This is a genomic window from Nonomuraea insulae, assembly GCF_042656245.1.
In genome coordinates, this window is the sequence record NZ_JBHSPA010000020.1 from 73,850 (window position 1) to 96,302 (window position 22,453).

The following is a 22,453-nucleotide window of genomic DNA, read 5'->3' on the forward strand; positions in this document are numbered from 1 at the left end:
AAGGCGGCCGGCCGATCACTCGCTCTCTGATCGCAGCGCGTTGAGCAGGAAGGGAGTGACCACCTCCGCCGTCGCGTCCGCCGTGCCCGGGGCACGCACCACGCGGAGCACGGCGGCGTGCATGGTGCCCACCATCAGCTCGAAGGTCAGCTCCGCATCGGCGACCGGCGCGAACTGTCCCGCGTCGATGCCGTCCACGACGATCCGCAGCACGTGTGTCCGTACGGCGTCGAAGGGTGCGGCGAGCTTGGCCCGCTCGGCGGCCGGCAGCGCCGCGGACACGTCGTGCAGGAGCAGCAGGCGGCGTGTCCCACTGGCGAATGAGACCAGCAGCAGCCTGACGACGTTGCTCAGACGCATCGCGGCGGGGCTGTCGCGATCCTCGGCGATGCGCCCGATCTCCTCGCTCAGTGAGCGGCCCGACCGTTCGAACGCCGCGGCGAGCAGCCCTGCCTTGTCGTCGACGTAGTTGTAGATGGTGTTCCTCGCCATGCCGGCGCGCGTGGCCACGTCTGACAGCGAGATCGCCTCATATCCGCGCTCGTCCAGCAACGCGTCGAACGAATCGAGCAGCGCGTTCCAGGTCAGGGTGCGGTGTTCGGCCAGGTTGCCGGCGCGGATCTTCGGCATGTCTCTCGTTCTCACGGCGGAAGGACGGCTTGGTTTTTACGACACTGTATCGTAAAGCTTTGCGACGCACCGTCGGAACGATTGATGAGGTGAGCGGCATGAGCAGCGGCAAGCGTGTACTCGTGGTGGGATTGGGCATCGCCGGAATGTCGGCGGCGGTGCGGCTGGAGCGGGCGGGGTGGACTCCGGTGATCGTCGAACGCGCACCGGAGCGGCGTACCGGTGGCTACTTCATCGGCCTGTTCGCCGAAGGCAAGCAGGCCGCGCAGGCGCTGGGCATCTCCGACGTGCTGCACACGCGCACGCCGGAGCGCAAGCGCAGCTGGGAGGTCGGCCGCTACGGCGAGCGTCACCGCGGTGTCGGCTTCCTGGAGCAGCCGGGCGAGCCGGAGGCGGTGCTGCGCGGCGATATCGAGCAGGCCCTGTGGTCGCGCATCGACGGGCGCGTCGAGGTTCGCTTCGAAACCGTCCCCGCCTCCATCAGCCCCCACGGCGACGGCGTGTCCGTCACGCTCCGCGGCGGCTCCGGAATGACCACCGAAGAGGAGTTCGATCTCGTCGTCGGCGCCGACGGCCTGCGCTCCACCGTGCGGGAGCTGGTCTTCGGGCCGCACGAGCGGTTCATGAAGCCGCTCGGCGCGGTCATCTGCGCCTTCCAGATGAGCCGGCAGATCCCCGAGTTCCGCTCCGAGGACGCGCTCGTGATCGCCGAGGCCCGGCGTTCACTGTGGGTCTTCCCACTGGGCGACAGCGCGCCCACCGCGCTGTTCACCTACCGGCCCGACAACGTCGACGCCCAGTTCTCACGGCCCCCCGTCGAAGTGCTCCGGGGCGCCTACGCGGGGCTGTCCGCGGACGGAGCCGTGGAGGTCGCGCTCAACGAACTGGCCCACGCCCCGCAGTACCTGTTCGACTCCGTGCACTATGTCGAGATGCCGTCCTGGCACCGCGGCCGGGTCGTGCTGCTGGGTGATGCGGCCTGGTGCCTGACCCTGTACTCCGGCATGGGCGCCACCTCGGCGATGCGGGGAGCGGCGCTGCTCGGCGACATGCTCGACAAGCACGGCGGGAGCATCGAGCAGGCGCTGCAGGAGTGGGAACAACAACTGCGGCCCTTCATCCGCAAACACCGGCGGCAGGCGAGCTTCAAAGCGCAGGTGTTCGTCCCCTCCAGTCGCCTGCTCAACCGTGCCCGCTCGGCCCTGCTGGCCTGGGGCGCCAGGCGCAAGCTCAGGGCCGCACTGGCCGCCCAGACGGCCGGCTGATGCGCCGTGCCTCGCCGAGGAAGGCCTCACCGGCCGGCGTGAGCGCCACGTGCCGGTTGTCGCGTTCCAGCAATCGCACGCCCACGACCGATTCGAGTTTGCGGATCTGCCGGCTCAGCGGCGGCTGCGTCATGCGAAGCCGCACGGCTGCCCGGCCGAAGTGCAATTCCTCGGCCACAGCGACAAAGCCTCGGAGTTGCTCCAAGGTGTACATCATTCGGGGAAGGTATCACTCGATGCCCAAATGGTGTCGGGCCGGCATTTTAGGCGGTCAGAATGCGCGTCCGGGCACGGCTGTGGGGTGGTGGCAAGGAAGCTCATGCTGGTTCACACAGCCGGACGGAGACGCCGACGATCTCGTCTCAGCCCTGTTCATGCGATCGGCCCACGCACTCGCACTGGAGACACGGCTGCCGACCGGGCTCGGGCCGATGCAGAACGACGAGTGCCGCTACCCCAACCTCACCGCTGGCGCGTCCGGGCCTTTGGAGGTTTCCGGGCGTTCGATGCGGGTCGGGTTGCCGCGTACAAGCTCGTCGTGGATGCGCCACCGGGCGGTGGTGACGGCGCGCTCTGCCACCTCGTCGCTGTGTTCGATGCGTTGTCGCAGGAGCTGTATGGCGATGCGGCGGTTGAGGCTGAACTGCCGCTCGGTGTCGACCACGATGACGATCCCGGTAGGCCGGTGGGTCGCGCGTACGGCCGTGCTGGCCTTGTTGCGGTGTTGACCGCCGGGGCCGCCGGTGCGGCAGGCGACGATGTCGACGTCTGCTTCCGCGAACGTCGTGCGCGGGGTGTCGACCTGGCACGGCCGGGCGATGACGTACCAGTTCTTTCGGCTGGTGTTGGACCGGTAGGGGCTGGGGGCCTGCCAGCACAGGGTTCCTGTCCACGAGGCGGCGAAGGTCTCGGCGCCGTCTCCGGTGATGCGGATGAGGACCGATCGGTGGGTGCCGGGCCGGTCGCCGGGGACGGTCTCGGCCCGGTGGGTCTGCAGGTTGTGCCGGGTGGCGTCGGTTTCCAGGCGGTGCAGCAGCTGGGCCAGCGCCCAGGCGCATTCCTGGGGGCCGCGCCCGGCAGACAGGAGCAGGTGGACGCTCATGGCCGGCCCCGCCTGCGGCGCCGGTCTCTTCGGGGTGTGGACCCGAGGTCGGGCGTCTTGTAGGTGACCAGCGGGATCGTGGTGGCCACAGGTGTGGCCAGGTCATGGTGGACGAGGTCGTCGATCACCTGCTCGATGCGCTTGTAGGCCGTCGGCGCCTCCTCGAAGAGCAGTTGGCGGTCGCCGCACACCACCAGCGATCCCACCGGGGTTCGGCGCAGCTCCTCGACGGTGTGCTTGGCCCGGCCGCGGCGCAGGGCGTCGGCGCGTGACATCTTGCGGCCCGCGCCGTGCGCCACGGAGTGGCCGGCGTCCGGCCCGGCGTGGGCGGCCACGAGGTAGGAGGGGGTGCCTCGCGTGCCGGCGATGAGCACGTCGCGGCCGTCACCGGGCGCCGCCCCCTTGCGGTGCAGGTAGGCCCCGTCGCGGAGCTCGACCAGGTTGTGGCATTGGTCGACGATCGGCTCGGTGGGCTCGGCCCCCAGGGCATAGGCGACGCGGGCGGCCAGCAGCCGCCGGTTGAGTGATCCCCAGCGTACGGCGTCGTCGTGCATGGCCAGGTAGGCGCCGGGGTCAGGGGCGGGGCCGGCGCCGTGGACCTCGGTGTGCGCCCGCAGGATCCGTTCGCCCAGCCCTCGGGAACCGCTGTGGACGATGAGCACCAGGTCGCCGGCGGAGAGTCCGAGGCGGCTGGCGTGGTCCGGTTCGAGGACGGTGCCGATGCGGGCCAGCTCGACGAAGTGGTTGCCCCGGCCGACCGTCCCGAGGCCTTCGAGGTGACCTGCGGGGATGTCGCCCTTCACCACGTCCCAGGCGGGGTCGTCGGCATCCTGCTCGGGGTCGAGCGCGCGATCGAGGTCGGGGAAGCGGGCGGCGAGCTTCTCGGGTACGGCGCGTTTGAGCTTGACGGGGAACACGGCGATGCCGCAGCCGATGTCGGAGCCGACCAGGAAGGGGTACAGCACGGTCGAGGTCATGGCGGCGCCGATGGGGGCGCCCTTGCCGGGGTGCAGGTCCGGCATGGCGGCGACGTGCGTCATGCCGTCGAGGGCGGCCACCTGGTGGCATTGCGCGACGGCATCGGACTCGATCCAGCTCGTGGGGGAGGCGAACACGGTGACCGTGGCCGGGGTGGACGGCGGGGAGGGTTGCTGAGACAAGACGCTCTCTTCGCTGAACAGGGGTGTGGGCATGCGGCATCACGGCGTGAATGGGTGCCGTGGCATCTCGAAATAGCGCTGTCCGTCAAAGCCTCATGGACACCACGTTCCCCGAGGCCCACCACCCGAGGCAAGCGATTTTCGGCCGGACCCGATCGCGGAGCCGACGATACGAGCCGTCCCATCACCGTTGATCGTGTGCGCGCCGTCGTGTCACAGGGGTTCGAAGCAGGCCCCTGTGACACGAGGCTGACACCCCATCAGGCGGCGTCGAGAGCTTCGGTGATCTTGCGGGCCATCTCGGCCATGGTGGGGCTGGGCTCGCCCTTCTGGCCGTGGCCGGCAGCTTCGATGGCCACGGTGACGGTGCGGCGGAAGTTGTCGGCCTCGGCGGCGTCCAGCTGCTGGAGCAGGGTCATGGACGCGGTGAGGGCGGGCAGCACCTGGTCGGCGAGTGCGGCCGTGGTCTTGCTGCCGTACAGACCTTTGGGGGCCTTGGTGAGCACGTGCCCGACGGCGCCGGTGGCGGAGGTCAGGGCGATGGAGGCCTCGGTGGCTGCCTTGTGCGGGGAGCCGGCGGCGCCGGCGGCGGTGATCAGGGAGACGGCGCCCCAGGCGGCGGTGCGGAGGGTCTGCTGGTCCTGCTCGGAGAGGGTGATGGCCATGGTGTGCTCCTTGAGAGATGTGCTGGTGCCCGGCGGCCTCTTGGTCAGGATCGCCGCGCCGTTCATGGCTTTACGATCGCCGACCGCTCTGATACAGGGCCGTTGCCGTGCTGACGCGACCGCTGACACGGCACGCGTGGCCGGCGCCGGAACTCTCAGCTCCGATGACCTCAAGGGCCATCTCGGACAGGAACATGGCCACAAATAGGCTGCTCAGGGCGCACAATCTGCGACGTTGTCCCGCAAACCCAGACGGCCCTCGTAGATGGCCACCTTGTGGGTGATCAGCTTGAGGCACTCGTCGAGTTCGTGCATCTGGGTGAGCACCCGTTCCCGATGTTCGCGCAACACCTCCAGCCGTTCCACCTCGTTGCCTTGGCCCACCCTGACGAGCTCGGTATAGCGCCGAATGTCGGTCAGGGGCATGCCGGAGGCCCGCAGCCGGATGCACACGCCCAGCCAGTCGACGTCATCCTCGCTGTAGACCCGGTGCCCTGCGGCGCCCCGCCGTACCGGCTGGGCCAGCAGCCCCTCCCGCTCGTAGAACCGGAGCGTGTGTACGCTGAGCCCGGTGCGCTCGGCGACCTGGCCGATGCTCAAACCCGACATGTGGCTCAGTTTGCCCTAGAGTCGGCTCTAGATCCTACGGTTCCGAAGCATGAGATATCGCATCCTCGGCGGCACCGGCATCGAGGTCAGCACCCACTGCCTCGGCACCATGATGTTCGGCTCGGCCGGCAACCCCGACCACGATGACAGCATCCGCATCATCCACACCGCCCTCGACCACGGGATCAACTTCGTCGACAGCGCTGACATGTACTCGGCGGGCGAGTCCGAGGAGATCGTGGGCAAGGCACTGCAGGGCAGGCGGGACGAGGTAGTGCTGGCGACCAAGGTGCACTTCCCCATGGGGGAGGGGCCCAACAGGGGCGGCAACTCGCGGCGTTGGATCACGCACGCGGTCGAGGCGAGTCTCAAGCGGTTGCGCACCGACTGGATCGACCTCTACCAGATCCACCGCCCCGACTCCCGGACCGACATCGAGGAGACCCTCTCCGCACTGACCGATCTGGTACGGCAGGGCAAAATCCGGGCCTTCGGCACCTCGGCCTTCCCGGCGCACGAGACGGTTGAGGCCTACCATGTGGCCCGGCAGCGCGGCTTGTACCGGTTCCGCACCGAGCAGCCGCCGTACAACATCCTGGCCCGCGGCATCGAGGGCGACGTCCTTCCCACGGCGCAGCGGCTCGGCATGGGCGTGCTCACCTACAGCCCGCTGGGCTGGGGGTTCCTGACCGGCCGTTACCGCAAGGGGCAGCAGGTCGACATGTCGCGGGGCCGCGCCGCGCGTGCGCCCGAACGGTTCGACCCGTCCATCCCGGTCAACGCGACCAAGTTGGAGATCGTCGAGGAGCTGGTGAAACTGGCGGACGAGCTCGGCTGCACCCTGCCGGCGCTGGCCGTCGCCTTCGCCGCGTCACATCCGGCGGTCACCTCGGTCATCCTCGGCCCGCGCACGATGGAGCAGTTGGAGGGCTTGCTGAAGGGCACCTCGCTGGTGCTCGACGACACCGTGCTCGACCGGATCGACGAGCTCGTGCCGCCCGGCACCAACGTCTACCACCCCGTCGGTCTGTGGAGCCCGGCGCCCCTGAGCAACCCCGCATTGCGCCGCCGCCCGCTCGGCGACCGCGCCGCGAGCTGACCCAGGAACGAAATATCGGCGGACGTGACTTTGCCAGCTCGGCCCTTCACGTCCTGGACACGCCTCGCCGACGCTCGGGGCACCTCCGCGTAGGCCGGGGGTGCCCCGATCCGGCTGGCTACCAGTTATGGCCGCCACCAGCCTCGACGCCACCAACGCGTGATTTCAAGATCCAGTAGACGTCTTGAGCATCTTCACCTGCTGGTCTTACCGTCGTGGTCATGCGACACATCGATGACCCGGACGTGCTCAAGGTCATGACCAGCCGGTTTCGGATGAAGCTCTTCAGCCTCTTGTTCCGGATTGGCCCGGTCACGGTGAGCGAGCTCGCCAGGCGGATGGATGCCGACCCCGGTCAGGTGAGCTATCACCTGCGGCAGATGCAGAGACATGACTTGATCGAGGACGTGCCGGAGCTCGCCCGGGACAGTCGGGAACGTTGGGTGCGGGCAGCTATGGGCGGGTTGGCAGTGGTGGATCTTAAAACCCCGGAAGCCAGAGCCGTGGTGCGGGCGTGGAGTTCACAGTGGGTGATCGACCAGTTCGAGCGGCTGCGCGACTTCGAACGCACGCACATGACGCTTCCCGAGGACTGGCAGGACGCGTCCTTCGGAAGCAGCCGCCATTTACGGCTCACCTCGGATGAGCTCGCGCAGCTCGCTGACCAGCTCAATGCCGTGTTGAAGCCATGGCGCGAGCTGACTCAGTCGCGCGTCGAATCGGGCGAGGCTCCGCCGGATACTCGCCCGATCTTCGTCTTCTACCACGCGTTCCCCGAAGATCCCTGAGGAGCTTTCCATGCATGAGGAGATGGTCCGCGCGTACCTCGCTGAGTGGCGGGCCGAGGCCGCACGGTTACGCATGATCCCGCCGCGCTCGCGCCGGCCTGTTTTTCTGCGCCTCCGCGGCAGGTTCGCGATCACCCTCCGCCGCCTCGCCGACCACCTCGAACCTGCCTGATACGTCAGGTTCGCCGAGACGGCGTCAGCTCAGGTGAGACGTCAGCAGCCAGTCGCCGGCGCCTGGCTCCAGTGACCCTAGGTGGCGTCGATGTCGTCGACGAAGGCGAGGACGGCCTTGGCCAGTTCCTCGGGGGCCTCCATCGCGACGTAGTGGCCGACGCCGTCGAGCTGAACGGAGCTGATGCCCGACGACGCGGCCTGGGACATGGTGCTGGCCGTGAATGGGCCGCCGCCGGCTCCGACCGCGAGCCGGTCAGGTGGACACCGAATTGACGCTCGTCGACGGTTGAAGCCGATACGCCAAACCTCTTGTGGGAGAAATGTCCGGTTTGGTATAACGTTTGATCTGGGTGGTCAAACGTTATACCAGGGGAAGGCGGGCTTCGTGCAGGTGATCGAACGGCACTTCGAGGACTACGAGATCGGGGAACGGCGGCAGAGCATGGGCCGGACCGTGACCGAGTCGGACATCGTGCTGCACGCCGGCCAGACCGGTGACTGGTTCCCGCATCACGTCGACGCCGAGTGGTGCGCGACCCAGCCGTTCGGCGCGCGGATCGCGCACGGGACGCTGATCATCTCCATCGCCGTCGGGATGACGGCCGGTGACATCAACCCGGCGTCGATGAGCTATGGCTATGACCGCATCCGGTTCGTCAAGCCGGTCCTCATCGGCGACACGATCACGGTCACCGCGGAGATCGTGGAGAAGCGGCCGCATCCCCGGCGGGAGGACGCCGGTTTCGTCGACGAAAAGGTGACCGTGACCAACCAGCGCGGTGAGGTCGTGCTCACGCTGGTCCACCTCTACCTGGTGACGCGCCGGTGAAGCGGCGTCCGGGACTGTCCACGGTCGCCGAGCGGGCGGGCGTGTCGGTGTCGCTGGTGTCGCGCATTCTCACCGGGGACGCGAACGTCCGGGTCCGGGAGGAGACCAGGCAGCGGGTGCTCCAGGCGGCGGCCGAGCTGAACTACGTGCCGCAGGTGTCCGGACGTGCCCTTCGGCTGGCCAAGTCCGGCGCGATCGGACTGGTGGTGCAGGACGTGAGCAACCCGATCCACGCGGAGATCATCCGTGGTGCGCAGCTCGCCACCGCCGCGCATGGCCAGGTGTTGCTGCTGGCCGACTCGACCGAGCTGTCCTCGCGGCCGGAGGCGTTCGACCGGCTGATCGGCGAGGGCAGGATCGACGGGCTCCTGTGGCAGAGCAGCGGCTTCGCCTCCGACGAGGAACTGTCGAGCCGGGCCGCGAAACTGCTGCCGACGATCCTGGTCAACAACCGGCCGCGGGCGGGGGTCCAGGGGATCAGGCTGGCAGACGAGGAAGCCGCCGCGCTCGCCGTACGGCATCTGATCGAGCTCGGGCACCGCGACATCGGTTTTGTCGGCGGTATGGGGGCCACCGACATCTCGGTACGCCGGTTCGACGGGTTCACCAGGGCCATGCGGGCGCACGACCTCCCGGTCCGGCCCGAGTGGACGGTCTTCAAGGAGTGGGATGCGGCCGCCGGTCATGCCGCGATGTCCGAGCTGCTCGCCGTGCCTGACCGGCCCACCGCGGTGTTCGTGGCCAACGTCGTCGTCTGCGTCGGCGCGCTGGCCGCGGCCAGGGAGAGCGGGCTCGACGTGCCCGGCGACCTGTCGCTCGTCGCGCTGCACGACACCTGGTTCGTCGAGCACGGCGCGCCGCCGCTGACCACGGTACGGCTGCCGCTGCGCGATCTGGGCCGGCAGGCGGCGGAACTCATCATCGCCGGTGACCTCGCCGGGCCCGAAGACGGCTTTCTCATCACCGAACCGCCCCCGGAACTGGTCGTGCGCGCCTCGACCGGCCGACCGTAAGCCTGATTGGACAGTTGGATGCCACATCTGCGCGGGATGACCTGGAACCACACCCGTGGAGTCGACTCGATCGAGGCGGCCACCGCGGCCTTCGTCAAGGATCGCGACGATCTCACCGTGGAATGGGACGCCAGGTCGCTCCAGGAATTCGAGGACACCCCCATCACCGAGCTGGCCGCCCGGTACGACCTGGTGGCGATCGACCACCCGCACGTCGGGCTGGCCGCGGCCGCGGGAGCGCTGCTCGATCTCCACACCCTGCTGCCCGCCGAGGTGATCGACGAGCAGCGGACATACAGCGTGGGGCCCAGCCTGCGCAGCTACGAGCTGGCCGGCGCGCTGTGGGCGCTGCCGATGGACGCGGCGGCGCAGGTCGGCGCCTACCGCTCTGACTTGTTGCCGGGCGAACCGCCTCGGGATCTCGACGCGGCGATCTCGTTGATGGGCGAGGTCAGCGCCCAGGTGCCGGCGAATCCGACGCATCTTTGGGCGACGTTTCTTTCGCTGTGCCAGCACGTCGCCGACGACGTCGCCCCCGGCGCGAGCGGCAGGCCCGCATGGTGGCCCGACGGCGGTATCGATCCCGGTGTCGTCACCGACGCGCTCGCCCTGCTGCGTGCCCTGCTGGCCGTCGCCGATCCGGTCTCGCTCACCCGGGATCCGATTCAGACGTTCGAGGCGATGGCCGACGGCGAGCCGATCGCGTACGTGCCGTTCATCTTCGGCTACTCCAACTACGCCCGCGCCGGTTACCGGCCGCACCTGATCAGGTTCACGGACTCGCCGGTACGGCACGGCACCATGCTCGGCGGCGTCGGGCTGGCCATCTCCGCCCGCTGCGCGCACCCGGCGGCGGCCGCGGAGCTGGCCGGCTGGGTCGTGTCCAGGCAGTGCCAGACCGGGGTGTTCACCACCTCGGGCGGACAACCGGGGCACCGGGCCGCCTGGACGGACGACCAGCTCAACCGCCTGACGCACGGCTTCTTCGCCGATACGCTCACCACGCTCGACCGGGCCTTCGTCCGTGGCCGTACCCCCGGATATCCGCTCTTTCAGCAGCGCGCCGGCGAGGCGCTGCACCGGCTGGTCACCTCCGGGGCCGGGGACAAGGAGGTCCTCTCCGCGATCGGCGAGCTGTGGAGCGCGTCGTGAACACGCTCGCCGCACTGACCAGGAACGCGCACGAACGGTACGCGGACCACCCGGCGGTGTACGACGGCTCGGCCTGGCTGACCTTCGCCGACCTCGGCGCGCGGGCCAGGGGCGTCGCGGCCCGGCTGCGCGAGCGGGGCGTGGGTCCCGGTGACCGGGTCGTCATCGCGCTGCGCAACCGGGCGGAGATCCTGCAGATCGAGCACGCGCTGTTCCTGTCCGGGCTGGTCAGGGTGGCGGTGAGCAGCCGGCTGCACGGCAGGGAGATCGCCGGGATCGCCAGGGACTGCGCGGCCGCCCTGGTCGTCTGCGAGCCGGAGCACGTGAGCGCGCTGGAGTGGCCGCACATCTCCTCCGCGGATCTTGACGAGCTGACCGCGCCCGGGCCGGAGCTGCCTGCCGTATCCGAGCCTGGTCCTGGCGATGTCGCCGCGCTCATGTACACGTCGGGGACCACCGGCGAGCCCAAGGGCGCGATCGTCACCCACCGGCAGTGGCTGGCGATGATCGGGGCGATCAGGGAGCGGCTGCCGGTGCGCGGGCCGGGCGACGTCGTGGTGCACGCGGCGCCGATGAGCCACTTCGGCGGCTCGATCGGTTCCGCGTACACCTTCTCGGGCGCCGCCGCGGTGCCGCTGCCCAAATTCGGGGCCGACGTGGTGCTCGGCGCGGTCGAGGAGTTCCGTGCCACGGTGCTGCCGCTCGTACCGACCATGCTCAAGGAGCTCACCACCGCGGCCGAGCTGGGCAGATACCGGCTCCGCAGCCTGACCGCCGTGCCGTACGGCGGGGCGGCGATCTCGGCGCCGTCGGCGCTACGGGCGGCCGGGGCGTTCGGCGAGGTCCTCTACCAGTGCTACGGCCTGAGCGAGGCGCTCGCCCCGCTGACCGTGCTGCCGCCTGAGGCGCACATGAGGGCCGGCGATTCGCGACTGGCCTCGGCGGGCCGGGCGGTGCCGGGTGTGGAGATCGAGATCGTCGACCCGGTGGGCGGGATCGGTGAGGTGGTGGTGCGGGGCGCGCCCGTCATGCCCGGGTACTGGAACCGGCCGGAGCAGTCGGCCGAGGTGCTCGATCAGGATGGCCGGTTCCGCACCGGCGACATCGGCCGGCTCGACGAGGACGGTTACCTGTACCTGGTCGACCGGCGCCGCGACGTGATCGTCTCCGGCGGGTTCAACGTCTATCCGGGCGAGGTGGAGCGGGCCATCTCCGAGCTCCCCGACGTGCGGGAGGTCGTCGTGTTCGGCATCCCGCACGAGCGCTGGGGCGAGGCCGTGGCCGCCGCGGTGGTGCTCGCGCCGGGCAGCCGGCTCACCGGTGAGGACGTCGTCCAGGCCTGCCGTGATCGGCTGGCCGCCTACAAGAAACCGCTGCACGTCGACCTGGTCGGCGAGCTGCCCATGTCGAGCACAGGAAAGATCAATCGGCGCGAGGTACGCGACCGTTACTGGTCGGTGAGGAGCAGGAATGTCGGCGACTGAGGTGAAGACGGAAAGGGGCGGCCTGCGCTACCGCTGGTTCGTGCTGAGCGCGAACTTTCTCGTCCTCGGGCTCAACTACGCGGATCGGGCGGCGATCGGCGTGGCCGCCCCACTGATCATCGCGGAGTACGGCTTCTCCAAGGCGACCTGGGGCTGGATCTCGGCGATCTTCTTTGTCGGGTACGCGCCGTTCTGTTTCATCGGCGGTTTCACCGCGGACAAGTTCGGCCCGCGCAAGGTCATGGCCTGGGCCATCGGCTGGTGGTCGCTGTTCACGGCGCTGACCGCGACCGGGTTCAGCGCGGCCAGTTTCATGGTCATCCGCTTCCTGTTCGGCTTCGGCGAGGGGCCGCAGGCCTCCGTCACCGCCAAGACCATGTCGAACTGGTTCCCGCAGCGCCGGCTCGGTACCGCGCTCGGCCTCTCCCAGGCCTCGACCCCGCTCGGCGGCGCGATCGGCACCCCTGTCGTCGTGGCGATCATGTCGGCGTTCGGCGGGAGCTGGCGGGCGCCGTTCATCATCCTGGGCGCGCTCGGTGTCTTCTTCCTGATCGGCTGGTGGACGATCGTCCGCGACCGTCCCGCGGAACACCCCAGGGTCTCCGCGGCCGAGGTCGAGGAACTGGCCGCGGACGAGCGCGAACTCGCCGCCGCCCAGAACCTCGCCACCTCCCGGGGCGAGGGAGCGGGCGGCGAGAACGCCTCCCTGACCAGTTACCTCCGCCAGCCGCTCGTGCTCACCACCGCGCTGAGCTACTTCGGCTACTCGTGGGTGTTGTACACCTTCCTCACCTGGTTCCCGATCTTCCTGACCGAGGCGCACGGCGTCGATCTCAAGGGCCTCGCCGTGGCCGGCGCGCTCCCCTGGGTGGCCGGCTTCGTCGGACTGGCGCTCGGCGGAATCTTCACCGACGCTCTCGGCCGCAAGGTCGGCCTGTTCGCCGCGCGCAAGTGGACCGTGGTCGTCGGACTGATCGTGGTGGCGCTCGCCTTCACCCCCGTCGGCATCGTCAGCTCCACCGGTGCCGCGGTCGCCCTGATGGGGGTCGTGGTCTTCGTCCTCTACATCGTCGGGGCCCAGTTCTTCGCACTGATCGGACCGGTCATCCCGAAGGCGAGGTACGGATCCGTCTCGGGCTTCGTGCACTTCATCGCCAACCTGTCCGGCATCTTCGCACCCATCCTCGTGGGCTACCTCGTCGAGGACACCCAGTCGTGGATACTCGCCTTCGGCGTCTCGGCACTGATCGCCGCCGTCCCCGCCGTCCTCCTCGCGTTCTTCGGCCGCGCACAGACCCTCACAACTCGGAGTTAGGGAGCAACCATGCCAGGAGCACTTGACGGAATCCGCATCCTCGACTTCACCCAGATGATGCTCGGCCCGTACGGCACGCAGCTGCTGGCCGACCTCGGCGCCGACGTCATCAAGGTCGAACGGCTCGACGGGGAGTGGGAACGCGGCCTGGAAATGATGGGCGACCTGGTCGCCGGGGAGTCGGCCGCGTTCCTCGCGATGAATCGCAACAAGCGGTCCGTCGCGGTGGACCTCAAGTCGCCCGCCGTACGGGACGCGCTCCTGAAACTGGGCGCCACCTGCGACGTCGTCGTGGAGAACTTCCGCCCCGGGGTCCTCGACAGGATGGGGCTCGGCTACGAGGACCTCAAGGCGGTCAAGCCCGACATCATCTACTGCTCGGGCTCGGGCTGGGGCCAGGACACGGTCTTCGCCAAGGAGGGCAGGCCCGGCCAGGACCTGCTGATCCAGGCCATGTCGGGGCTCGCCGCGGCAGGTGGGCGGGCGGGCGACCCGCCCACCCCCGCGGGCACCTCCATCGTGGACGCCTCCACCGCGCTCTGCCTGGCCAACGGCATCCTCGCCGCGCTGCTCGCCAGGGCCAGGCACGGCATCGGCCAGCGGGTCGAGGTCGACCTCTACTCCACCGCGATCGCCCTGCAGTGCCAGGAGATCTCCGCCATCGTCAATCAGGGTCAGGAATGGGAGCGCTCGCGCGCCGGGATCGGGCAGGCGTGGTTGTCCGCGCCGTTCGGCGTCTACCGGGCCGCGGACGGCTGGATCGCCATCGCCATGGCCCCGGTCGCCAAGGTCGCGGAGACGCTGGGCGTCACCGGACTGGACGGGCTCGACGCCTGGACCGACCGGGACGAGATCAAGGACAGGTTGGAGACGGTCACCGCAGGTCGTACCGCGGGCGAGCTGGTCGAGGTGTTGCTCGGCGCCGGGCTCTGGTGCGCCCGGGTACGCAGCACCCGCGAGGCCGTGGACGAGCTCAGGGAGCAGGGCCACGACCTGATCGTGGAGGTCGACCACCCGAACGCCGGCAAGCTCGAACTGATCGGCTGCCCGATCCGGCTGTCGGAGACGCCGTGGCAGCTCCGCCAGGCGCCGCCGCTGGTGGGCGAGCACACCGACGAGGTGCTCGGCGAGGTCCTGTCCGCCACCGAGATCGCCGCGCTCCGCCAGGCAGAGGTGGCCAGGTGAGGGTGCACGAGAACCTGGTCGAGACCAGGGAAGGCGGTGTCGCCACGCTCCGCGTCGACAGGGAGGAAGCGCTCGGCGCGCTGTCCAAGTCGATGGTCACCGCCCTCGGCGACTACCTGCGCGACCTGCGCGGCTGCCGGGACGTACGCGTGCTCGTGCTGACCGGCACCGGGCGTGGCTTCATCGCGGGCGCCGACATCGGCGAATATCACGGCGTCACGCAGGCCGAATTCGACGCCTACCAGCGCATGTCCAGGGCGGTGTTCGAGGAGCTGGAACAGCTTCCCCAGCCGACGATCGCCGCGGTCAACGGCTACGCGCTGGGCGGCGGCTTCGAGGTCGCCCTCTGCTGCGATCTGATCATCGCGTCCGAGGCCGCCCGGTTCGGCCTGCCCGAGGTCAAGCTCGGCCTGCTGCCCGGCGGCGGGGGCACGCAGCGGCTGTCCAGAGCCATCGGCATCCGCGCGACCAAGGAACTCGTGATGACCGGCCGGATCATGCGCGCCGACGAAGCCGACCGGCACCGGCTGCTGCACAAGGTCACCCCCGTGGACGAGCTCGTACCGGCCGCGATGGAACTCGCGGGACGGCTGGCCACGGCCGCGCCGCTCGCCGTACGGGAAGCCAAACGGCTCATCGACGACGGCGTCCAGCAGGCGCTCGGCGCGGCGCTCACCAGCGAACAGGCCGTGCTCTCCCGCCTCTACGCCACCGCCGACGCGGCGGAAGGCATCGAGGCGTTCGTCGCCAAGCGGGAGCCGCGCTTCACCGGGAACCTGCCCGACTGACAACAGACGTGCCGCCGCGCGCGGCTCCTCGTGGACCTGCGCCGGTTCCAGCCGGTGCTCCAGGGTCCCGCAGCGTCTCCATCAGCTCACCCCGCTGGACCGGCTCGGGTTCGTGCGATGAACCCGTCCTCTGGACCGGCTCGGGTTCGTGCGATGAACCCGTCCTCGGATCGACGGCTGGTCAGGGCATGGGCGTGGACCCCGGGGCGGCGATGGTGATCCCATGGGCGGCCCACACCTCGGAGACACGGTCGGGATCCGGCATGGGGATGTCCGGGCCGGGGATTTCCGTCTGCGGGGCAGGGTCGCCCAGCTCGGGGATGACCTCCTCGAACCCGGCTGGGTTACCGATGAGCAGCAGCCGGCCCGGTCCGTCGTCGGACACCCGGAAACCGTGGGGCACGTCGCGCGGCAGGAACACCAGCGACCCTGGGGTGACCTGCCACGACCGTGCCCCGCACACGAAGGAGAACCGACCGTCGAGGATGTAGAACGTCTCGTCCTTGCCGTTGTGGATGTGCACCGGCGGCGCGTAGCCGGCGGGCACCAAGGATTCGACAATGCTCAGGCCGCCGTGCGTCGATCCTCCGACCACCTTGTTGATGGCCAATGACCCCAACCACCAGAACGCATCGCCCTGGTCCCTGTCGAGGACAAAGCCTTGGGGAGCCGTTTCGGGTTCCGAGGGTGAGCTCACTGTGTGGCCTCCTGTGGCGTCTTGACGGGTTGGTCGACATCGATCCTCACTCTAAGTGATGTATGTCAACGTTTAGTAGTCAGGGTGGCGTCGACTGGAGCGCTCAACGTCAGGAAAGGGCGATGGGCGGTCAGTCACGAGAGGTGGCCGGCGCTGTCGATGTCGACCTCGGTCATCGTGGTTGGCGGTCAACGTGCGACTGCTGGTTCGCGCTATCCGTGGCCCGGAGCGGCGGTGGGCCCCGCGGGCCGACCCAGGGCGGCCAGGACCGAGGTCGGGTCGAAGGCCGGGTCGAGTCGTGCGGCTTGACGGAGTAGCTCGGCCAGGGTGGCAATCACCATCTCGACCAGGTCTTCTGCGGGGAACAGGCGGCCGTCCTGGAGCCAGACGATCGCGGCCGCGCCGACCGCGCCGAACCACGAGCGCAGGGCCAGCCGGACGGCAGGCCGCTCCGGGTCCAGGTCGAGGATTTCGCCGGTGGCCTGGATGGCCAGTTGTGTGGCGGAATCGATGATGGCGCGGCTGTCGGGGTCGGCGCCGAGCATCAGCCCGAGGTAGGCGGCCGGGTTCTGCTGGATGGAAGCGAAATGGTGGTGGACGAACTGCCGGATCCGCGTGCCGGCGGGACCGGGCGGAGGCGGCCCTTGTTCGAGGCCGCGGGCGATCTGCCGCATGGCCTCCAGGTGAATGCCCCGTTTGTTGCCGAAGTGGTGGGCGACCAGCCCGTAGGCGACCCCGGCGGCGCTGGCGAGGTCGTGGACCGACACCTCGTCGTAGGGCTTGTCGAGGAACAACTCGATCGCTGCGTCGAGGAGTTTGCTCCGGGTGGAGGCGGCGCGTTCCGCTCGGGTGGAGGCCATGCCGTCCAGCCTAGTTGATTGGGTATCATTGATTCGAAATCAACAAGGGAGGCGCAATGGCAAACATCGCGATCATCGGAGGCGGACCCGGAGGGTTGACAGCGGCCATCGCGCTGGCCCGGCGCGGCATCCGCAGCACCGTGTTCGAGCGCGATGCCCACCCCGCGCGCATGCCGCGTTTCAACCCCGATCGCTCCTACCCGATCGATATCACCGGCCATGGGCTGCGGGCGCTGCGGCACATCGATGCCCCCGCCCATTTCGACGCCCACCTGACTCGGTTCCGCGGGATCAGGTTCGGCAGCCGGGTGATCGACCGCTGGGCCGAGCCGGGGTGGATCGGCTCGCGGGGCGACATCATGCGGGCGCTCATGTCCCTCGCCGAGGAACGGCACCGCGACCTGATCGACTTCGCCTTCCACAGCGACATACGCGCCCTCGACGTGCACGCCGGCGAGGTGGCCGGGCAGCGCTTCGACCTCGTCATCGGCGCTGACGGCGCGGGCTCGGCGGTGCGTACGGCAATGCGGGAGCAGGTCGAAGGCTTCACCGTCGAAACCTCCAGCATCCCGAACTACGGGCTCATCCTGGAGTTCGACCGGGTCGGCGACCGGCTGGACAAGCACTATCTGAACGGGCTGGCGGCCAGCCCGCTGGTCCTCGCCGGGGTGATCGCTGATGAGGACAAGCCGGAAGGCGTGCGCTGGCTGTGCGTCATCGGGGTGAACAAACCGATCACCTTCGACTCCCCCGCGCAGGCCACCGCGTGGCTGCGCCGGCACGTCCCTCGCGCCCTAAACCTGGCCGGCGAGCAGGCGATCGCCGAGTTCTCCCGGCGTGAGAGCGTCCACCTGGGACAGCGGCTGACCTGCTCCCATCTGCACGGCGGCCGGGCCGTGCTGCTCGGCGACGCCGCGGTCGCCTTCCCGCCGATCGGCCAGGGCGGCAACGCGGCGCTGGAGTCTGCGATGGTGCTCGACCAGTGCCTGGCCTCCGGACCCCTGGACAGCGCCGGCGCCCGCTACGAGGCGGCCTGGAAACCCGAAGCGGACGCGCTCTCCTGGATCGGCTGGCAGATCCGCTACCAGAACCGGTGGGCCGCCGTCCGAGCGATCACCGCCACCGTCTTCGGCGCCCATGTCACCAGCCAGGCCAAGAGCTCCACCCGCTCCTACGCTGACGTGCGACGAGCGGCCCGCCGTCTCGGACCGCTCTGGGCCTGACCTGCCGGCCGAGGGTCAGGATCGACGCCCCACCCAGACAAGGGAGCACACTCATGCCCAGTCAACGTATTGACGTCCACACTCACGCCATGCCGGAGGAAGCGATGGCGGCGGTCGCGGCCCGGGGCTTCCGGCCGACGGGCGGCTACAAGATCTCCGTACGGTGGACGCCGCAGGCCGCACTGGCCTACATGGACCGGCACGACATCGCTGCCCAGATCGTGTCCATGCCCTTGGCGTTCGCGGGGTCGGCCGACGACCCCGAGTTCGGCACCCGCGTCTCCCGGATGATCAACGAGGGACACGCCGAGCTGATCGCCGAACACCCAGACCGCTTCGGAGCCTTTGCCACGCTCCCAGCGGACGGACCCGATGAGGCGTTGACCGAGCTCGGCTACGCCCTCGATGAACTGCGACTCGACGGCGTGGTGCTGACCTCGAACATGGCAGGGCACTACTTCGGCGATCCCTCCCTCGAACCGGTACTGGCGGAGCTGGCCCGCCGAGAGGTACCTGTCTTTGTGCACCCCACCGACTGCCCGCACATCGACGTCCTCGGCTTCGGCCGACCGAGTTCGATCGTGGAATTTCCCTTCGACACGGCACGCACCATCACCAACGCCCTCTACACCGGTGCCTTCCAGCGGACTACGGGGCTGCGCCTGATCCTGGCGCACTGTGGAGGCGTGCTGCCAACACTCGGCTGGCGGATCGGCGAGCACACCATCATGGGACGGGGACCACACGACGCGGACATCGACCCCGCACACGTTGCCGAGGTGCTACGCGGCCTCTACTACGAAACTGCGCTGGCCGGTAGCCGCAACTCACTGCTGCCCACGCTTGAAGTCACCACCGCGGACCACATCCTGTTCGGCACCGACTGGCCCGCCGCCCCGGAGCCCACCGTCGAACACAACATCGCCAACCTCATCAGCTTCGACGGCTTCACCGAGGACGAACTGCGCGGCGTTGAACGGGACAACGCGCTCAGACTTTTCCCCCGCTTCGCTTGACAGCCGGGCACAGAACTACGGGAAACACACACGTCCGATCCGCAACGCCCCCTTAACGGTGACGTTCGAACTCGGTCATGTTCGGTCCGGGAAGGGCGGCGTGAGCGGCTCAGCCTCCGGACGCTCCGCTACCCGCGGATAGGTCGCCCGCACCAGTAGATGCCGTTTTCAGCGTCGGGTGTCGCCGTCCGGGGTGGGCACTCCGGGCCTTGTGAGGCGTTCGGGATTGACGATCTTGTCGTAGGTGTCCTCCGCTATGCCGCATTGGAGTGCGGCGTCTTTGAGCGCCAGACCCTTGTCGAGCGCGTAGTGGGCGATGTGGGCGGCTTGGTCGTAGCCGATGACGGGGCTGAGCGCGGTCACCATCATGATCGAGTGGTCGATATTGTGGTGCAGTCTGTCGGCGTTGAGCTTGGCTCCTTCGATGAGGAACCTGCGGAAGTGGTCCATCATGTCGGCCAGGATGTGCGCCGAGTGCAGGACGTTCTTGATGATGACGGGGCGGAAGGCGTTCAGCTCGAAGTTGCCCTCGGCGCCGGCCATCGACACCGCGGCATCATTGCCCATCACCTGGATGGCGACCATCAACGTGGCCTCGGCCTGGGTCGGGTTGACCTTGCCCGGCATGATCGACGAGCCAGGCTCGTTGGACGGCAGGATCAGCTCGTGCAGGCCGGTACGCGGCCCGGAGCCGAGCCAGCGCAGGTCGTTGGCGAACTTGAACAGCGGCACGGCCAGAGCGCGCAGCGCCGCCGACACTCGCACGAGGTGGTCGCAGGAGGCCTGGGCGGCGAACTTGTTGGGCGCGCCGGTGAAGGGGCGCCCGGTGAGCTCGGTGATCTGCTTGGCCATCTCCTCGCCGAACCCCGGCGGCGCATTCAACCCGGTGCCGACCGCGGTGCCGCCGATCGCCAGCTGGTACAGCCCTGTGCGGGTGCGCTGGAGGTGGTCGATGGCGTCGCCAAGCTGGGCGGCGTAGCCGGACCACTCCTGTCCGACGGTCAGCGGGGTCGCGTCCTCCAGATGGGTACGCCCGATCTTGACGACATGCTCCCATTCCCGGCTCTTGGCCTCGGTGGCCTCGCGCAGCCTGGCCGCGGCGGGCAGCACATGATCGTCGATGGCCTCGACGGCGGCCACATGCATGGCGGTGATGAAGGTGTCGTTGGACGACTGGCCCATGTTCACGTGGTCGTTCGGGTGGATGGGGTCCTTGCTGCCCAGCCGACCGCCCACGAGTTGGATCGCCCGATTGGAGATCACCTCGTTGACGTTCATGTTGGACTGGGTGCCTGAGCCGGTCTGCCAGACGTACAGCGGGAACTCGCCGTCCAACTCGCCGCGGATGACCTCGTCGGCGACCCGGCTGATCAGATCGGCCTTCCACTGGGGTAGTCGGCCGGCGCGGGCGTTGACGATCGCGGCGGCCTTCTTGATGTAGCCGTAGGCGTGGTAGACGGCCTTGGGCATGCGGTCGTCGCCGATGTCGAAGTGGATCAGGGACCGCTGGGTCTGCGCGCCCCAGTAGTGCTCGGCCGGGACTTCCACCTCGCCGAGGGAGTCGCCTTCCGTCCGGGTGCCGGTGGCCTGCAGGCCGATCGGCACATCGCGGACCTGCGGCGCGCTCATCTCCCGTTCCCGTGGATGCGGCGATACGTGGGCTGCCACATGGCGTCCTGGACCTGCTGGACAGTGTTGCGCAGCGTGGTGCCCGCCAGGTGCTCCTCGGCGGCCTGGTCGGCGACGGACACGGCGACCGTGGCCGAGACCTCGCGCAGATTCTCCACCTGGGGCAGCAGGGACGCGCCCGGCGCCGAGACGTCGACCATGCCGCCCACGGCCTCGGCGGCGGCCTGGAACATGCCAGAGCTGACCCGGCGGGCCCGCGCGACCACCACGCCCAGCCCGAGGCCGGGGTAGAGCAGGGCGTTGTTGGCCTGGGCGATGGCGTAGGTGACGCCGTTGTGCGTGATCGGCTCGATCGGGATGCCGGTGGCGATCAGGGCTCGACCGTCGCTCCAGCGGATCAGGTCGGCGGGCATCGCCTCGATCCGCTCGGTCGGGTTGGAGATCGGGAAGATGATCGGGCGGTCCACGCCTGCCGCCATCGTGCGCACGATCTTCTCGGTGAACGCACCGTGGGCGGTCGAGGTGCCCAGCAGCATGGTCGGCTTGACCCGCTCGACGACCTCGGCCAGCGAGATGCCGTGCTCGTCTCGGGGCCAGTCGGCCACCTCGTCGCGCGGGCGGGCATACGGCTGCTGGAAGTCACGCAGGTCGCTCATGTCGTCGATGAGCAGGCCCTGCTTGTCGATAGGCCAGATCCGTCGGGCGGCGGTGTCGTGGTCCAGTCCGTCGCGGACCATGGCGTCGCGCAACTGGTCGGCGATGCCGATGCCGGCCGTACCCGCCCCGAAGATGACTATCCGCTGCTCGCGCATCGGGGTCTGCGACACCTTGACGGCGCTGAGCATGGCTGCCAGCACGATCGCGCCGGTGCCCTGCATGTCGTCGTTGAAGGTGCAGATGTGGCCGGTGTACTTCTCCAGGATCCGGCGGGCGTTGGACGGGCCGAAGTCCTCCCAGTGCAGCAGGGCGCCGGGGAACATCCGGGTGGCAGTGGTGACGTAGGCGTCGATGAAGTCGTCGTAGCGTTTGCCCCGCACCCGCGCGTGCCGGTTCCCGACGTAGGCCGGGTCGTTCAGCAGGGCTTCGTTGTCGGTGCCCACGTCCAGGGCGATCGGGATGACCCGGCCGGGGTCGATGCCCGCGGCGGCGGTGTAGACGGCCAGCTTGCCCGTCGCGATGCCGGCGCCGCCGCCCACTCCCCAATCGCCGATGCCCAGGATCTCCTCGGCGTCGGAGGCCACGATCAGATCGACGTCGTCCGGGCCCAGCCCGACGTTCTTGAACGCCCGCTCGATCCCGCCGACGTCGTCGATGGACAGGTAAACGCCCCGGGGGCGGCGGTACTCATGGCTGTAGAGCTTGATCGCCTCGCCGACGGTCGGGTCGTACACGATGGGCAGCATCTCGCGCAGATGATCATCCAGAAGCCGGTAGTACAGCACCTCATTGCGATCCCGCAGCGCCTCCAGGTAGACGTTCTTGAGCAGGTCGGTCGGCTGCGCCCGGTACTGCACGTACATCCGGCGCGCCTGTTCCTCCAGCGTCTCCACCACCGGCGGAAGCAGGCCGTCCAGGCCCAGCTCTTCCCGCTCCTCAGGCGAGAACGCCGTGCCTTTGTTCAGCAGCGGCTCCGCCAGCACCGCCTGGCCCCGCAGGCACGTCACAAAACTCCCGTCCGCCTGCTCGGCGAACATCAAGCCCACCTGATCCGGTTTCCTCTTCCCAGGTGACATCGTCGTCATCCCCCTATCGAGCACGGCGCCCGGGGAA

23 protein-coding genes and 1 pseudogene are annotated in these 22,453 nt (G+C 69.1%); 13 read left to right on the forward strand and 11 right to left on the reverse strand.

Annotated features, from left to right (window positions below):
* Positions 1–15 precede the first annotated feature (15 nt).
* Positions 16–630: a TetR/AcrR family transcriptional regulator gene (locus ACFPZ3_RS15695; protein ID WP_379514829.1), complete on the reverse strand. Its 615-nt coding sequence runs from the start codon at positions 628–630 to the stop codon at positions 16–18.
* Between the two features lie 98 nt (positions 631–728).
* Here ACFPZ3_RS15695 and ACFPZ3_RS15700 point away from each other — a divergent pair, with 98 nt between their 5' ends.
* Positions 729–1,895, forward strand: a complete 1,167-nt coding sequence (locus tag ACFPZ3_RS15700; RefSeq protein ID WP_379514830.1) for an FAD-dependent monooxygenase — start codon at positions 729–731, stop codon at positions 1,893–1,895.
* On the opposite strand, the pseudogene ACFPZ3_RS15705 reads toward ACFPZ3_RS15700, so the two are convergent.
* The 5 genes and pseudogenes from ACFPZ3_RS15705 to ACFPZ3_RS15725 form a co-directional block, all read right to left on the reverse strand.
* Positions 1,894–2,109 (reverse strand): annotated as a pseudogene (locus ACFPZ3_RS15705) (LysR family transcriptional regulator); the annotation flags it as partial. The gene ACFPZ3_RS15700 and the pseudogene ACFPZ3_RS15705 sit on opposite strands and share 2 nt — an antisense overlap.
* Positions 2,110–2,346: 237 nt before the next feature.
* A complete protein-coding gene (gene prfH, locus ACFPZ3_RS15710) occupies positions 2,347–2,997 on the reverse strand; it encodes a peptide chain release factor H (protein WP_379514831.1) in 651 nt (216 codons plus the stop codon).
* On the reverse strand, positions 2,994–4,157 hold the full coding sequence (locus ACFPZ3_RS15715) for an RNA ligase RtcB family protein (protein WP_379514832.1): 1,164 nt from the start codon (positions 4,155–4,157) through the stop codon (positions 2,994–2,996). The genes prfH and ACFPZ3_RS15715 overlap by 4 nt, the downstream gene beginning before the upstream one ends.
* Positions 4,158–4,417: 260 nt before the next feature.
* Positions 4,418–4,888, reverse strand: coding sequence for a hypothetical protein (locus ACFPZ3_RS15720; protein WP_379514833.1), 471 nt, complete (start codon positions 4,886–4,888; stop codon positions 4,418–4,420).
* Positions 4,889–5,035: 147 nt separating this feature from the next.
* A complete protein-coding gene (locus tag ACFPZ3_RS15725) occupies positions 5,036–5,431 on the reverse strand; it encodes a MerR family transcriptional regulator (protein WP_379514834.1) in 396 nt (131 codons plus the stop codon).
* Positions 5,432–5,480: 49 nt separating this feature from the next.
* Between ACFPZ3_RS15725 and ACFPZ3_RS15730 the strand changes: the two genes are divergently transcribed.
* From ACFPZ3_RS15730 to ACFPZ3_RS15740, 3 genes are all read left to right on the forward strand, one after another.
* On the forward strand, positions 5,481–6,530 hold the full coding sequence (locus ACFPZ3_RS15730; protein ID WP_379514835.1) for an aldo/keto reductase: 1,050 nt from the start codon (positions 5,481–5,483) through the stop codon (positions 6,528–6,530).
* A gap of 221 nt (positions 6,531–6,751) precedes the next feature.
* Positions 6,752–7,318: an ArsR/SmtB family transcription factor gene (locus tag ACFPZ3_RS15735; protein ID WP_379514836.1), complete on the forward strand. Its 567-nt coding sequence runs from the start codon at positions 6,752–6,754 to the stop codon at positions 7,316–7,318.
* Between the two features lie 10 nt (positions 7,319–7,328).
* Positions 7,329–7,490 carry a hypothetical protein gene (locus tag ACFPZ3_RS15740; RefSeq protein WP_379514837.1) on the forward strand — a complete coding sequence of 54 codons (162 nt, stop codon included), beginning with the start codon at positions 7,329–7,331 and terminating at the stop codon, positions 7,488–7,490.
* 77 nt (positions 7,491–7,567) lie between these two features.
* Here ACFPZ3_RS15740 and ACFPZ3_RS15745 read toward each other — a convergent pair whose 3' ends face one another.
* Positions 7,568–7,699, reverse strand: a complete 132-nt coding sequence (locus ACFPZ3_RS15745; RefSeq protein ID WP_379514838.1) for an alpha/beta fold hydrolase — start codon at positions 7,697–7,699, stop codon at positions 7,568–7,570.
* 178 nt (positions 7,700–7,877) lie between these two features.
* On the opposite strand from ACFPZ3_RS15745, the gene ACFPZ3_RS15750 reads away from it, so the two are divergent.
* From ACFPZ3_RS15750 to ACFPZ3_RS15780, 7 genes are read left to right on the forward strand one after another with little or no spacing between them, the layout of a single operon-like run.
* Positions 7,878–8,321, forward strand: coding sequence for a MaoC family dehydratase (locus ACFPZ3_RS15750; RefSeq protein WP_379514839.1), 444 nt, complete (start codon positions 7,878–7,880; stop codon positions 8,319–8,321).
* Positions 8,318–9,334, forward strand: coding sequence for a LacI family DNA-binding transcriptional regulator (locus ACFPZ3_RS15755; protein WP_379514840.1), 1,017 nt, complete (start codon positions 8,318–8,320; stop codon positions 9,332–9,334). Before ACFPZ3_RS15750 ends, ACFPZ3_RS15755 begins: the two co-directional genes overlap by 4 nt.
* An 18-nt stretch (positions 9,335–9,352) precedes the next feature.
* Positions 9,353–10,486, forward strand: coding sequence for an extracellular solute-binding protein (locus ACFPZ3_RS15760; protein WP_379514841.1), 1,134 nt, complete (start codon positions 9,353–9,355; stop codon positions 10,484–10,486).
* Positions 10,483–11,970, forward strand: coding sequence for a class I adenylate-forming enzyme family protein (locus ACFPZ3_RS15765; protein WP_379514842.1), 1,488 nt, complete (start codon positions 10,483–10,485; stop codon positions 11,968–11,970). The genes ACFPZ3_RS15760 and ACFPZ3_RS15765 overlap by 4 nt, the downstream gene beginning before the upstream one ends.
* Positions 11,957–13,285, forward strand: coding sequence for an MFS transporter (locus ACFPZ3_RS15770; RefSeq protein ID WP_379514843.1), 1,329 nt, complete (start codon positions 11,957–11,959; stop codon positions 13,283–13,285). Before ACFPZ3_RS15765 ends, ACFPZ3_RS15770 begins: the two co-directional genes overlap by 14 nt.
* A 9-nt stretch (positions 13,286–13,294) precedes the next feature.
* Entirely contained in the window at positions 13,295–14,470 is a 1,176-nt protein-coding gene (locus tag ACFPZ3_RS15775; RefSeq protein WP_379514844.1) for a CaiB/BaiF CoA transferase family protein, read from the forward strand.
* Positions 14,467–15,258 carry an enoyl-CoA hydratase/isomerase family protein gene (locus ACFPZ3_RS15780; RefSeq protein WP_379514845.1) on the forward strand — a complete coding sequence of 264 codons (792 nt, stop codon included), beginning with the start codon at positions 14,467–14,469 and terminating at the stop codon, positions 15,256–15,258. Before ACFPZ3_RS15775 ends, ACFPZ3_RS15780 begins: the two co-directional genes overlap by 4 nt.
* 181 nt (positions 15,259–15,439) lie before the next feature.
* Here the strand turns inward: ACFPZ3_RS15780 and ACFPZ3_RS15785 are convergent, their stop codons facing one another.
* Together ACFPZ3_RS15785 and ACFPZ3_RS15790 are read right to left on the reverse strand one after the other, a co-directional pair.
* On the reverse strand, positions 15,440–15,868 hold the full coding sequence (locus ACFPZ3_RS15785; protein ID WP_379514846.1) for a cupin domain-containing protein: 429 nt from the start codon (positions 15,866–15,868) through the stop codon (positions 15,440–15,442).
* Between the two features lie 299 nt (positions 15,869–16,167).
* On the reverse strand, positions 16,168–16,815 hold the full coding sequence (locus ACFPZ3_RS15790; protein WP_379514847.1) for a TetR/AcrR family transcriptional regulator: 648 nt from the start codon (positions 16,813–16,815) through the stop codon (positions 16,168–16,170).
* A gap of 56 nt (positions 16,816–16,871) precedes the next feature.
* Between ACFPZ3_RS15790 and ACFPZ3_RS15795 the strand changes: the two genes are divergently transcribed.
* Positions 16,872–18,038 carry an FAD-dependent oxidoreductase gene (locus ACFPZ3_RS15795; protein ID WP_379514848.1) on the forward strand — a complete coding sequence of 389 codons (1,167 nt, stop codon included), beginning with the start codon at positions 16,872–16,874 and terminating at the stop codon, positions 18,036–18,038.
* 53 nt (positions 18,039–18,091) lie between these two features.
* Positions 18,092–19,054, forward strand: a complete 963-nt coding sequence (locus tag ACFPZ3_RS15800; RefSeq protein ID WP_379514849.1) for an amidohydrolase family protein — start codon at positions 18,092–18,094, stop codon at positions 19,052–19,054.
* Positions 19,055–19,222: 168 nt separating this feature from the next.
* Here ACFPZ3_RS15800 and fumC read toward each other — a convergent pair whose 3' ends face one another.
* Positions 19,223–20,683 carry a class II fumarate hydratase gene (fumC, locus tag ACFPZ3_RS15805; protein WP_379514850.1) on the reverse strand — a complete coding sequence of 487 codons (1,461 nt, stop codon included), beginning with the start codon at positions 20,681–20,683 and terminating at the stop codon, positions 19,223–19,225.
* Positions 20,680–22,377, reverse strand: a complete 1,698-nt coding sequence (locus tag ACFPZ3_RS15810; RefSeq protein WP_379514851.1) for an NAD-dependent malic enzyme — start codon at positions 22,375–22,377, stop codon at positions 20,680–20,682. Before ACFPZ3_RS15810 ends, fumC begins: the two co-directional genes overlap by 4 nt.
* Positions 22,378–22,453: the final 76 nt, after the last annotated feature.